The sequence below is a fragment of the Streptomyces olivaceus genome, assembly GCF_000721235.1.
Lineage (GTDB): Bacteria > Actinomycetota > Actinomycetes > Streptomycetales > Streptomycetaceae > Streptomyces > Streptomyces olivaceus.
In genome coordinates this window covers 1-11,661 of the sequence record NZ_JOFH01000037.1, presented here as the reverse complement: position 1 = coordinate 11,661, position 11,661 = coordinate 1, and the positions used below count along the sequence as shown (strand labels likewise).

The following is an 11,661-nucleotide window of genomic DNA, read 5'->3' as shown; positions in this document are numbered from 1 at the left end:
ATGCCCCACCACGCTCTGGAAGTTGTACTCACCCGTCCCGCCCGCCCGGCCGAACTCCGCGCAGCAACCCGTTCCGTCCCGCTCGCCGCCAACTGCGACGGCACACGCCTGATGGCACTGTGCCCCGGCAAGACAGCCCGCCGAGCCGCACACCGCCTGCGCCGGCACCTCGGCAGCCTGCCCGTCGACGTCATCACCGCGCACTACCCCGACCAACACGGACAGGTCCTGCTCAACATCGCCTGGCCGCCCACCACTCAAGCCGCCCTCCGCCGCACCGCAGAGGAGGCCGGCCAGAGCCTCGAACAGATGGTGGAGCAGACACTGCGCCGGGCGCTGGACCAGTACGACATAGACGAAACCGAACGCCTTTGCCGCGCGGTCACACACCTCCTCACCGGCACCACTCCCGCCCACCTTCTGACAGCCCTCGGCCACGTCCTGGCCCGCACACCCGGAGCAGCACCATGATGACCGCCACCCACGAACAGATTGCCGCAGCCGACGCCTTCCGCAACGGCGACCACCTGTCCCTGCAAGCCGGGGCCGGCACCGGCAAGACCACCACCCTGGACCTCCTGGCCCGCACCACCCAACGCCAAGGCCGCTACCTCGCCTACAACCGAGCCATCGCCCAAAACGCCGCCACCCGATTCCCCGGCAACGTCCAGTGCAAAACCGCCCACGCCCTCGCCTACGCCGCCGTCGGCCACCGATACAGCCGCCGCCTGAACGCCCCACGCCGCCCCGCATGGAGGAGCGGACAGGACCTCGGCCTGACCAAAGCCATCCGCATCGACCAACGGGAAGTGACCCAGAAGGCACTCTCCAACGCGGTCCTGCGCACCGTCTCCCGCTTCTGCCACTCCGCGGACCCCGCCATCACCCCTGACCACGTACTCCCACTCCGCGGCCTGGAAGACGCCGGACTCCACGCCCAGCTCGCCTCACACATCGTCCCCTACGCCCGAAAGGCCTGGGCCGACCTGCAACACCCCCACGACGGCGCCGTCCGCTTCGACCACGACCACTACCTCAAGATCTGGGCCCTGACCCAGCCGGTCCTCGCGGCCGACTTCCTGCTCCTGGACGAGGCCCAGGACACCAATCCCGTCGTCGAGCAGATCTTCCTTGCCCAGCGAGACCACGCCCAGCTGGTCATGGTCGGCGACTCGGCGCAGGCCATCTACCACTGGCGCGGAGCCAAAGACATCATGACCGGCTTCAACGGCACTCGCCTGACCCTGTCACAGTCCTTCCGCTTCGGTCCCCGCCTCGCCGCAGAGGCCAACCGCTGGCTTCACCTCGCCGACGCGCAGATCCGCCTCACCGGAACGCCCGACATCCCCACCGAACTCGGGCCCGTCACCCGACCCGACGCCGTGCTGTGCCGTACCAACGGCGGCGCCATGGCCCAGGTGATGGCACTCATGGCCGCCGGCTTCAAGGTAGCTCTGGCCGGGGGAGGAGAGAGCCTGCAGACGCTGGCCCTGGCCGCCCGCGACCTGAAAGAAGGCCGCCGCACCCACCACCCGGAGCTGACCCTCTTCGCCCACTGGGGCGACCTTCAGGACTACGCGTCCCACGACCCCGCCGGACGGGACCTGCAGCCCCTGGTCCACCTCGTCGACACTCATGGCACCGACGCCATCCTCACCGCCGTGGCCCGACTCGCTCCCGAGCCCCAGGCACAGGCAACCGTCTCCACCGCCCACAAGGCCAAGGGGCGGGAATGGGCGCGCGTACTCATCGCCGACGACTTCACCCCTCCGCACAGCGGCCCGCCCGCCAGCGGCACCGACACACCACCGACTCCCGGCCCCATCGACGACGCGGAAGCCCGCCTGGCCTACGTGGCCGTCACACGAGCACGCCAACGCCTCGACCTCAAAGGCCTGTCCTGGATCAATGACCACCCCGACGGCATCGCCGCCCAACAGCTGCCACCAACGCCTGCACCCGCGTGAGGGCTCACACCTCGATGACCCCGCTGCACCGTGTACGTGCCGACGCGGTCACCAAAACCGCAGCCAGCCCGAATGCGCAACCAGACGCGTCAACACGGCCTCTCCGTACGCCGCATCGGCCGAGCCTCGCTGAGGGAGTCAGCGCGTCCACGACGATCGGCCCGCGCAGTCGGTGGCGGTGGGGCGCTGGCGGCTGAGGTACGGGCAGGTTCTGCGCCTTGAAGGAGCGCTCATCGGAAGGGGGCCTTTGCCGCAGGGGCGGTTACCGCGGGCTGGGGTACCACGCATGCGGGACACGGCAAGTGTGCACGGTGTGATCCTGGCCTTGCAGCACGGCTGGATACCCAATCATTGTTCTAACTGATCGTTTCAGAATGAGATCGGCGTATCGGCTGACGGCCGGTAATATTCGTGGGCAGTGTCTGCGGGGTGTCCGATGATCTTGTCCCTGATGACCTGTGAGAGAGCATAGCCCCACTGCTGCCACCACAGCCCGCGCGAAGGCACCGACACCCAGGCCGGCTTCGGGTGCCTGACCGCGTTGCACTGGCGGGCATTGCCTACGTGCTGCACAAAGGTGTGGCCTGGCGGGATGTGCCCGCCAGTGTGGTTGGCTGCTCGGTCGTGACCGCCTGGCGCCGCCTGCGGGACTGGACCGAAGCCCGGGTCTGGCCCCCGGCTGCACACGGAACTCCTCGTCGAACTGCGCAAGACCGGCTTGCTGGAGATGGACGACTGCGCGATCGACGGCTCTCATGTCAGGGCCCTCAAAGGGGGGATCACGTCGGGCCGTCGCAGGGTCCCTTGCATGATCGAGGTCTGTCCGCATTCATCCGGTGAGGCCGAGGGCGGCCAGGGGCCTTCGCCAGTCACGGGCGGTGTGACGTAGGGCGGCGGCGATGTTGGTGTGGCCGTCCTGACGATGGATCCCGATGGCGAGGTTGCGCAGGCTGGCCATGATGCGTGGTAGATGGCCGGTACGGATCTTGGAGTCGTCCTCGCGGAACGTGCGGTCGCGGACGTGGTGCAGAAGATTCTCGATCTTCCAGTGGCCTCTGATCCAGTCCGCGAGCTGGGCGCCGGTGACCGCACCGGGCGGCAGGCTGGTGATCACCGGGCGGCAGGCTGGTGATCAGGGGGACACGCTCGATGGTGAGCTTGCTGCTGGTGAAGTCCCTCCTCCAGCGCACGAACTGCAGGGCTTGCCGGGCGTCGGGATAGTCGCGGTGGGCGAAGGCGGCGGTCTTCAGCCACCGGATCTCCAGACGGTGGTGGGCCCGGGTGCGGTCATGGTGATCGAGCGTGATGTTGCGCCAGGGCAGGCGGCGGACCCGGTCGAAGAGGCCGGGATGGTTGGCCTTGACCTGGGCGATGTAGTGGGCGCCGCGCTCGCGGAGGTAGGTGCCGTGGGCCTGCTGGGTGTGCAGGGCGTCGGCGGTGATGACCGTGCCGGTCATCCGGACGGATCCCGGTCATGCAACGACCCCTGCAAACGAACCCGAAACGTGCACTTGCCATGTACCGTTCAGCTACCAGGTTGTTGATCATGACGCCTCCATGAGTTCGGCTTGGTGCTAGTCATACCTACAAACCGTAAAAGGGAAGGACCTTATAGTGAGTTGGCGAAGACTGGGCGCTGCGCTGGCGGCAATAGCCCTCGCCTTCATCTTGCTCCCCAATCAGGCGCTGGCAAGTACGCAGACTTCGGAGCCTGAGCGCACGCATGGCCGACTGCTTGGGACGGTGCAAAATCGGTCCGCTCAGCGTGCCGCCGCATCGTCGGACACGGTGCAGGCTTCCTCTATCAAGGAGACCTGCTCGCCAACCGCTCCAGGATCCGCAGAGCGGCACTCCGGCGCTACGCGCGTGTGCACTTCGCTAGCACCAGCCCCTGCACCATCTTCCCGCACAGCCGCTGTAAGCCGTGCGGATTCGGCCGCTGCCGATCAAGTTTGCGGGATCGCAGATCGTGGCTACTGGCATTTTGAGCGCCTGAGCGCCTGCCTTCGCGAGATGAAGGTGACGTACACACTGCGAGGTTCACAGCAGGAGGTCCTCGGCACGGCGATCCTCTACGTGAGTTCCAGCGCTACGCTCAACCCGCGCTCAGGTACATGGGACGACGATCTCGTAGTCGAGGCCGTTGACCTCACCGGCCAGGTGACGAGCATGAGTGTCGCCATCGAAGCGTCGTGCACGTCGCAATGCACGGCGACGAGCAAGAATCCGTGGGCGGGGAACAAGGTGTTGACGGAGTTGGGCGTGGCCACGGGGAGGGTGTCCTACTCCAACGTTCCAGCGGTCGGTGTGGCTGACGCGGCCACGGTCAACTATCGCCTGACCATGTTCAGGACTGGTACTGCACCTACTCCCCTGCCTGCAGTGAACTGGGACAATCCTCGTCCCATCCGATGCGACTCCGCACTGACTGCGTCGGGCAACACAAGCACAGGCTGTGCACTTCCCAGTGTGACTCCTCAGCTGGACCTGCCGATAGCTACCTACGGCGCAGCTGCCGCCACCTATGACTGGGCGCAATACAACCTTCCTGGCAAGTGGGGCCGGTATTCAGGGCAGCCTATGACCCGAGCCTTGGACGGAGAGGCGAGGCGGATGAAGACCTGCGGTACCCAGAGCTCGCTTCCCTTCGTGAGGAAGCCCGACGATATCGTCCCGGATGACTCCTGTGACGAGTTCCCATTCGCCTCAACTGAGCAGGGAGGAAACGACGGGGGCCTCTGCGCGGAGATCGTCCCACTCCTTGAGAATGGCGTGTGGAACATTTACGAGGCGGATCCCGCCAGACCTGTCACGTACACTGAACCGTGCGTCCGCGGGCACGTCCCCCGGGAAGTCAACCAGCTGGCCGGCACGGCCTACAGTAACCTGATTCAGAATCAGCGAATCATCGAAAAAGACCCCTTCTATCTGGTCGTAGAACTGTAGTAAATCGGGCTGGAGTTGTGCGCCCGCAGTTGATGCCGCGGGCGCACGGCCAGGCGACAGCAATATTGGCAGTTTCACTCCTTGGTGACGGAGGTTGCGATGACGGCAGAGCCCTGGACATTGGCTCAATCGGGACAATTCTGCCTCGCGTTGTCGGCGGGGCGCAGCGTTGAAGACATACTCGAAGTATATGGCGCCGACACCTCCAAAGCCCGATGGCTCACGTCCGAGGAGTGGTTCGGAATCTATGAGCCGACCGCAACCAGTACCGCACTGCGCGCGGGAAGTCTCGGTGGCTGGTCGTTTTGTATCGAGTTCGATAACTGCATCGGCTTCACACCCGGAATCCGACGTGAGCTATCGAAGGAGACAGAAACATTCATCTTGAGTCGGACTGGGCATGCGCTTACCACGCTGCAGTACCTGGCCGATGAAGAACTCGTTGAGTCGTTCGAGCCTGGAAGCGACACTTCCTCCGTACCAAGCGGCCACGACTTCGCAGGCAGGGTCAAGCGACTCACCGACTCTTCGGACGGTGTCACGGCATGTCTTGAAGTGCTAGCAGAATATACGGGGCACTACCTGACAACAGCGCTCCTCCACGGTCCTTTGCTGTCCGTGACCGTCCAGGATCCAGATCGAGAAGGCCTTACGAGGGCTGAGCCCAACCGTCCCGGGGAAACCACCACAGCCGGAACCGCAACCAGTTTGGGCAGACGCCTGGGGACGATCGGGCCAGGGGCCGATGCATGACCGGGATCCGTCCAGAACGTCGTGCTGGTCCGATCCCGGAGCGGACGCCCGGTTCGGGCCGGGGGTAGACGCGGGTGCAGGCACGGGCTCGGTGATCATGTGAGTGTCGAAGTCCCATGAACACCTGGCGAGTCCGTGCCTGCATCTGCATCTTCCCTTATACCCACCGCGCTGGACCAACTGAGCCGGGCTGCCGCGCCGGTTCCGCTGGCGGACGCGGTCGCACTGTCCGGTTTCCTGAATCTGGTGCCCGACCCGCGAGGCGTACCGCGGCCGCCGCTACCGGCTGTCCGCTCTGGTCGCCGCGGCAGCGGCGAGTGTCCTGGCCGGCGCCCGCTCGCTCACCGCGATCACGGAATGGATCAGCGACGTGCCCGTGTGGGTCTGCCGGGTACTCGGCTTCTCGCGGAACGTGCGGTCGCGGACGTGAGGCACCGCTCGAATCGCTCGAAGTCCGACCGGGGTCCCGCCCAGTGGCTGCCGCCGGCCGCCGAGATGCACTGCCGGTACGTCGCCGAGTGGACCGCCACCAAGCTCCGCTGGGCGCTGTCCGCGGACGAGGCCGAGGTAGCGGCCCTGCGTGAAGCCGCCGCCGACTGCCCCGCCCAGACGGTGACGTTCGAACCAGCCGTGTAGCCGTCCGGCCACCACGCCCGCACGCGCCGGCTCCGGTACGCCGCCTTCGGGTGAAACCGTGGGAAGCGGCGTACCGGGCCGGGGGGTCGGTGCGTTGTCGAGGACGTGGAGACGATCAGGGAAGTACACGTGGCGGAGAAGGGGCTGGCCGTGGTCGACGTTGCGTCTGCGGACGAGGCCACCGCCCTCGCAGTCCAGACGGCCCTCGCCGGCCGCTGGGCGACTGCGGTGGCCGACCGCACCACCCAGACCCCGGGCGAGCCAGGAGTGCGACTGCGCTGCTACCTGGATCTGCGCCAGGAGGTCGGTCCTGCCTTGCATCCGTGCCGTGCTGTCTCCGGTGAGGTGCCGACTTCTTCGTCGGCGGGGGCGCTGGAGGTTCCTGCCTCGGGGCATACGGTCTGAACCAGGCCAGCCCGGATTCCGGCCGTGTGCCTGCTGTGACCCGCATGCGTCCGTCGGCCGCTGGTGGGCAGCGGCGCGGTGGTCATGTTCGTCCGAGAGGAGTGATGGGGGAGGGGAAGAGGCGTTGCCGCAGTGCGTCGGTGGCGGTGGACAGGGGGCGGCGGGGCGTGGGGGGTGTGGTGGCGAGTTTGGTGAGGAGCCGCGCGCGGCCGTCCTCGGCGGGGTGGTCCTCGGTGAGGACCTTGCTGAAGGCCTTCATGACGGCGTCGGGTCCCGCGAAGGTGTCCTGCCTCGTCTGGGACGTGGGCGGGACCGTGGTGTGCTGCCTTGCGCTGCCGGTGGGGGAGGGACTGTTCGGCGGTTGGCTGCGGGCAGGGCCGGAGGTCTCGCGGCAGGCGTTGTTCAGAAGTCGGCCGAAGTAGTCGGGGTCGCCCCCGAGGAGCTTCACGAAGGTGCGGAGCACGTCGAGGGGCGGAAGGACGGCGGAGTCGATGAGAGAGGCGACGGCGCCGGCACTGAGGACCCAGCGGCTGGCAACGGCGATGTCGCCGGGGGCGGGACGGCCTGCGCGGAGGTGGAGTGTGCGGATGGCGGTACGAAGCTCCTCGACGGCGCTCGGTGCGGCGGGAGCGGCAGCGGGGACGGCGGTGGCGGGACGGAGTTTCTCGGTTTCCCACACTGTCCGGAGCACCTCTGGATCAGCACCACACGCCTGGGCGAACTTGCGGGTCAGCTCCCAGGTGGGGACACGCTCTCCCGACAGGATGCGGGAGGTATAGGAAGAGGAGCAGCCGATCTGGCTGCTGAGCTCCTTGTTGGTGAGCTGCGCGGTACGCACCAGCATCGACAGGATCGGGGAGAGCCGGTTGTAGGCGGCCCGCACGGACCCCGCCGGCGCGGACTGCTGCTGCTCCGGGGTGGTTCCGTCGCTGTCGGGGCCGCTGGCCTTCCTGGCGCCGGGCGGCTGCGGGGAGAAGAGGCGTGAGGCAGAGGTGAGAGCGGTACCGGAGCGGTTGAAGCGGGAGAGCCGGCGCAGAATGTAGCGCTCGGTGTAGCGGTGCCGTGCCGTGTCCTCGCTGATGCGGAGGATCGTGCTGACCGTGGCCCAGACGACGCGCTGGTGACGTGCCCGGCCGACTGCCGCGGCGGTCAGGACATCGAGCTGCTCCTGAAGCTGGGCGACGTGTCGCAGAGGTGTCTCGCCCTCCATCGTCGGCAGCAGTCGTGCGAGGGTGCGGGCCTGCTCCTGGATGTCTCGTGCGAGCTCGATCATCAGCTCGTCGCCTGCACACGGACTGTGCGTTTCGGTCCGCGTGGCCTGAGCGGCCCGGAGGAGGGCCGGCTGCTCCGCCGTGCTGTGCGGGAGGCCGGGCGTGCTTCCGCCGTTGCGGCGCCGGTGGGCTGCCTGGCGGCACGGGTCGCCGCAGTACTTGCGGGGTCGGCCCTTCCCGGGGCCTGATCCCAGGGGAGAACCGCAGAACTCGCAGGGGTGACTCATGGTTGTCCGTCCGTAACGAAAGGGGTTCACAGAGGGGTGCGCGGCGTGGATGTACCCGAGAGTCCCTGGTTTCGTCGCACACCGCTCCCGAGGGGGCGCAGGAGGGTCCGGGAAGGCGGACCGTGGCCCGTGGGAAGGAAGGAGGGGGCCCAGGTGGGCTCGGCCCCCTCCTGCGTGGAGACTGTTACTGAGGTTGAACTCGTGATGTCGGCGGGTTGTTCAGGTGGCTCTGATGGTCAGGCGGGTTTCGGCGAGGCAGCCGTCTATGAGGTCGCTGCGGTACTGGATGTGGCGGAGGCCGCGTCTGATGCGCTGGACGAGGTGTTCGGGGGTGGCGAAGGCGACGTTGGAGAGCCAGCCGCGCCGCAGCAGTGACCAGATGCCCTCGACGGGGTTGAGGTCGGGTGCGTAGGGCGGCAGGTAGTAGATGGTCAGCCAGTCCCGGGAAGCGGCGAACTCCCGCAGGCCGGCGGCTTTGTGGACGTTGAGGTTGTCCCAGATGAGCACGATCGGGCCGCCGAGCTGCTGGTGGGCGGCGATCAGCAGGTCCCGGTAGTCGCGCCAGGAGAAGCTCTTGCGTCCGTCGCGGCGGCCGTCGTCCCGGCGTGGCCGGTAGATCAGCCGGGACCGGTTGCCGGGTTTGTAGCAGGTCAGCGCTGCGATGGAGATGCGTCTGCGGGATCGGCCGCGGACCCGCACCACTGGGGTCCGGCCGCGCTGTGACCAGGTCCTGGCATGCGGCGGCGTCATGGAGAATCCGGCTTCGTCCTCGAAGACGAGCCACGCTCCACTCACCGCCGCGAGTCTTCCGCGCAGGGCCACACCTCCTTGACCCACCCGGCCACCGCCTCGTCGTCCCGCTCGATGGCGCGTCGGGCGGGCACCTGGCAGGACCAGCCGTTGCGCACCAGCAGTTTGCGCACGCCCTGGATCGTGTAGGTCAGGTGGAAGCGCCGGCCGATCACCGTCTTCACACGGCTCAGGGTCCAGCGCTGGTCTTCCCAGCCGTGCGCGGCCGGGCCCTTGGCCAGCTCCGCCTCCAGCTGCGTGAACTGCTTCTCGCTCAGCCTGGGCAGTGACGCCGGCCCTTGTGACCGCAGGGCTCGCGGACCGCCCTCGTCCCACGTCTGCCGCCATCGCTGCACCGAGCGGACGCTGACCCGCAGGTCCTTGGCGATCACCGAGCTCGCCTCGCCCTGGGTGAACCTCTCGGCAGCCTTCAGCCGTAACTCCTCGCGGAACTGCTGCCGTTCGGCGGTCAGCCCGCCCCCTTGTGGATACCGCATGCCCTGGTGATACCCCAGCGGACGGCCAGCCGTCAGCCCCTACGACACCACGAGTTCAACCTCAGTAGTGCCGGTGGCGGCGGGTCTGCACGAGGCGCAGGGCAGCGCCGGAGAGCGCGGCACCGAGGGCGGCGGCGGTCTCGGAAGAAACGGTTACGTGAATCGACGGGGCGAAGACGAGCACGTACCCGATAAACACGATTCCGAGGAACGCTGCGACGACCGGCTTGCCAAACCGGTTCGCGTTACAAATCTTTTCGTTACGGGTCGTACGCTTGCGGCGGGCGATGCGGCCGGCAGGCAGTTTCACCCGGCGGTGACGAGGGGAAGAGAAGCCCATGGGCATTCCTTTCGGGACTGTCTTGAGCGCGCGGGCCTTCGGACGAGGTTTGGAGACGTTGTACGAAGGCCCGCACGCCAACCTGAGGGTGAAGCTACAGACGCGGACGGTGATAGGCGAATGGATCAAAAGCCCCATATGGGGGCGATCTGTTGCGTTGCTCCAGGTGGGTGGAATTCTGTCGCCGAAAGTGCGGAAAACTCCTCGGGTTACGTATCTTCGCACGCCTGGCGCGAGTGCTGAAAAATTCTGTCAATTTCATTCACTCGCGATCGGTGAAACGACCAGAATGAGTCATCTGTGGGTCGCATGCGGGTGGATCCATGTGCAATTCGAAGCAGTGGCGCCCCTCTGGGGTGACTAAGCGTTGTCCCGTAATTGATCACGGTCGTGCTTGCTGACCTGCCTGCTCGGTTCAGCCGGTGATGGTGACGTTGTGGAGGCGGGCGATGCCGAGCATGGCGTGGTGAACGCCGTTGCCCTTCAAGCGGCAGTCACGGAGGATCTTCCAGCTCTTCATCCGGGCGAAGGCGTGCTCGACGCGGGCCCTGACCTTGCGGTGAGAGGCGTTGTGTTCCTCTTTCCAACTTGGTAGTTCGGCCCGACCGGGGCCACGGCGGTGAGGGATGATCAGGCCAGTGCCCCGGTAGCCGCCGTCAGCGATCACAGTGGTCCGGCCGATGGCGTCCTTCGCTCCGGATAGCTCCCATGCCTTGCAGTCGTTGCGGTTCCCCGGGACCGGCCGGCCGACTGCGACGACCAGACGGGTGTCGGCATCGATGACGACTTGATGGTTGGTGGAGTACCTGTAGTTCTTCGACTGCTCGGCGATCGTGTGGTCTCGGGTGGGGATTAGGGTGCCGTCAACGATCAGCACCGTGTCTTTCCGGAACCTCGTGCGAGGCCGCAGGGCGAGCAATGGCCCGAGGTGGGCGATGATCCGGTCCGCGGCGGACTTGGAGACCCCGAACAACGGGGCCAGCTGCCGCAGGGTGAGGTTCGTCCGCCAGTACGCGGCCACCAGCAGAAATCTGTCTTCCAGCGGCAAGCCCCAGGGCCGGCCTCTGCTCACCGGGTCGGCGCCCTCCCGCCGTAACGCGGTCACAAGTTTCGTGAACTGTCGTGGGCTCAGCCCGGTGAACGGGGCTATCCAGGAGGGTTCCGACGCCGTGATCACACCAGCCACGGCGAGATCGTCTCACCTTGATCATGCTTCAGGGCCCGCAGCCTCTGGCGGGACAGTATCTCGATCGCCCGGATGGCTTCCGCGTGAGATCCTCCGCCCGTGGCTACGGAGACCGAGGTGGGGGAGCTGTTGCACCAGCGCGGCTGGCGAACGGCGTTCACGGTCACTGAAAGGGTGAACGCGTGGGCCTCCCTGGTCAGCGCCATCGAGCGCGGCTACGACGACGACATCTACGAGTACACCAACGACCTCTACTGCCGGAACTGGCTGCACGAGGCATGGATCCTGCTGGACGAACACATCGTCCAGTTCTGGACCCCGCGGATCAAAGCTCTGGACGACCGGTACAGGGCCGCGACCGTCGACGACGACGGCCAAGCACTCGACCAGTTCCACAGGCTGCCCGGCCCCGACCTGTGGTGGTGGCGGCGACACCCGCGCATCCTCACCGGAGACCTCGGGCGTTCCCTTCGCTCGGCCGGCGCCATCGGCACCGACCCTGACGCAGCATGACCCTCAGCCTCGTGGGCTTACGGGACAACCTTTACGAGCTCGTGCATGGTTGGCGGTAGCGCGTCGAGACCTTGATCGTTGATCATGATCCGTGTGGTGGGGAACCGGGCGCGTGCAGCAATCATCCGTAG

Annotated in this window: 12 protein-coding genes and 2 pseudogenes; 9 read left to right on the top strand and 5 right to left on the bottom strand. The window is 66.8% G+C overall.

What is annotated here, in order from left to right; all coding sequences use genetic code 11:
* The 3 genes and pseudogenes from IG94_RS40980 to IG94_RS40975 form a co-directional block, all read left to right on the top strand.
* Entirely contained in the window at window positions 1-471 is a 471-nt protein-coding gene (locus tag IG94_RS40980) for a hypothetical protein (protein ID WP_224326573.1), read from the top strand.
* Window positions 471-1,967 (top strand): UvrD-helicase domain-containing protein, encoded by a 1,497-nt coding sequence (locus IG94_RS0131700; protein ID WP_031045199.1) that lies wholly within the window; start codon window positions 471-473, stop codon window positions 1,965-1,967. Before IG94_RS40980 ends, IG94_RS0131700 begins: the two co-directional genes overlap by 1 nt.
* A 468-nt stretch (window positions 1,968-2,435) precedes the next feature.
* Window positions 2,436-2,762 (top strand): annotated as a pseudogene (locus IG94_RS40975) (transposase); the annotation flags it as partial.
* Between the two features lie 34 nt (window positions 2,763-2,796).
* On the opposite strand, the gene IG94_RS43750 reads toward IG94_RS40975, so the two are convergent.
* Window positions 2,797-3,081: a DDE transposase family protein gene (locus IG94_RS43750; protein ID WP_052410953.1), complete on the bottom strand. Its 285-nt coding sequence runs from the start codon at window positions 3,079-3,081 to the stop codon at window positions 2,797-2,799.
* A gap of 899 nt (window positions 3,082-3,980) precedes the next feature.
* Between IG94_RS43750 and IG94_RS42665 the strand changes: the two genes are divergently transcribed.
* The 5 genes and pseudogenes from IG94_RS42665 to IG94_RS43740 all read left to right on the top strand — a co-directional run bounded on the left by IG94_RS42665 (window position 3,981) and on the right by IG94_RS43740 (window position 6,707).
* Window positions 3,981-4,913 carry a NucA/NucB deoxyribonuclease domain-containing protein gene (locus tag IG94_RS42665; protein WP_157852353.1) on the top strand — a complete coding sequence of 311 codons (933 nt, stop codon included), beginning with the start codon at window positions 3,981-3,983 and terminating at the stop codon, window positions 4,911-4,913.
* A gap of 99 nt (window positions 4,914-5,012) precedes the next feature.
* Window positions 5,013-5,666, top strand: coding sequence for a DUF6461 domain-containing protein (locus IG94_RS42660; protein ID WP_157852351.1), 654 nt, complete (start codon window positions 5,013-5,015; stop codon window positions 5,664-5,666).
* Window positions 5,667-5,907: 241 nt separating this feature from the next.
* Complete coding sequence (locus IG94_RS44255; protein WP_224326596.1) at window positions 5,908-6,096, top strand: transposase family protein; 189 nt, start codon at window positions 5,908-5,910, stop codon at window positions 6,094-6,096.
* Window positions 6,093-6,302 (top strand): annotated as a pseudogene (locus IG94_RS0131680) (HNH endonuclease); the annotation flags it as partial. The gene IG94_RS44255 and the pseudogene IG94_RS0131680, both read left to right, overlap by 4 nt.
* A 105-nt stretch (window positions 6,303-6,407) precedes the next feature.
* On the top strand, window positions 6,408-6,707 hold the full coding sequence (locus IG94_RS43740; RefSeq protein WP_224326572.1) for a DUF6207 family protein: 300 nt from the start codon (window positions 6,408-6,410) through the stop codon (window positions 6,705-6,707).
* Between the two features lie 82 nt (window positions 6,708-6,789).
* Here IG94_RS43740 and IG94_RS0131670 read toward each other — a convergent pair whose 3' ends face one another.
* The 4 genes from IG94_RS0131670 to IG94_RS0131650 form a co-directional block, all read right to left on the bottom strand.
* Window positions 6,790-7,980, bottom strand: a complete 1,191-nt coding sequence (locus IG94_RS0131670) for a helix-turn-helix domain-containing protein (RefSeq protein ID WP_031045186.1) — start codon at window positions 7,978-7,980, stop codon at window positions 6,790-6,792.
* Window positions 7,981-8,424: 444 nt separating this feature from the next.
* Window positions 8,425-9,491 (bottom strand): IS630 family transposase gene (locus tag IG94_RS44410; protein WP_428837411.1). Its coding sequence is split into 2 segments (ribosomal slippage): window positions 8,425-9,045 and window positions 9,048-9,491, totalling 1,065 coding nucleotides; the frame shifts between segments, so codons are not numbered across the junction.
* Between the two features lie 61 nt (window positions 9,492-9,552).
* Complete coding sequence (locus tag IG94_RS0131655) at window positions 9,553-9,831, bottom strand: hypothetical protein (RefSeq protein WP_031045177.1); 279 nt, start codon at window positions 9,829-9,831, stop codon at window positions 9,553-9,555.
* A 415-nt stretch (window positions 9,832-10,246) separates the two neighbouring features.
* Window positions 10,247-11,017 (bottom strand): IS5/IS1182 family transposase, encoded by a 771-nt coding sequence (locus IG94_RS0131650; protein ID WP_031045174.1) that lies wholly within the window; start codon window positions 11,015-11,017, stop codon window positions 10,247-10,249.
* 99 nt (window positions 11,018-11,116) lie between these two features.
* Here IG94_RS0131650 and IG94_RS0131645 point away from each other — a divergent pair, with 99 nt between their 5' ends.
* A complete protein-coding gene (locus tag IG94_RS0131645; RefSeq protein ID WP_031045171.1) occupies window positions 11,117-11,530 on the top strand; it encodes a hypothetical protein in 414 nt (137 codons plus the stop codon).
* Window positions 11,531-11,661: the final 131 nt, after the last annotated feature.

What these genes read in the sequence shown, in the direction of transcription:
- IG94_RS40980 (WP_224326573.1), top strand. Translation starts at nt 1, where the DNA reads ATGCCCCACCACGCTCTGGAAGTTGTACTCACCCGTCCCGCCCGCCCG.
- IG94_RS0131700 (WP_031045199.1), top strand. Translation starts at nt 471, where the DNA reads ATGACCGCCACCCACGAACAGATTGCCGCAGCCGACGCCTTCCGCAAC.
- IG94_RS42665 (WP_157852353.1), top strand. Translation starts at nt 3,981, where the DNA reads ATGAAGGTGACGTACACACTGCGAGGTTCACAGCAGGAGGTCCTCGGC.
- IG94_RS42660 (WP_157852351.1), top strand. Translation starts at nt 5,013, where the DNA reads ATGACGGCAGAGCCCTGGACATTGGCTCAATCGGGACAATTCTGCCTC.
- IG94_RS0131670 (WP_031045186.1), bottom strand. Translation starts at nt 7,980, where the DNA reads ATGATCGAGCTCGCACGAGACATCCAGGAGCAGGCCCGCACCCTCGCA.
- IG94_RS0131655 (WP_031045177.1), bottom strand. Translation starts at nt 9,831, where the DNA reads ATGGGCTTCTCTTCCCCTCGTCACCGCCGGGTGAAACTGCCTGCCGGC.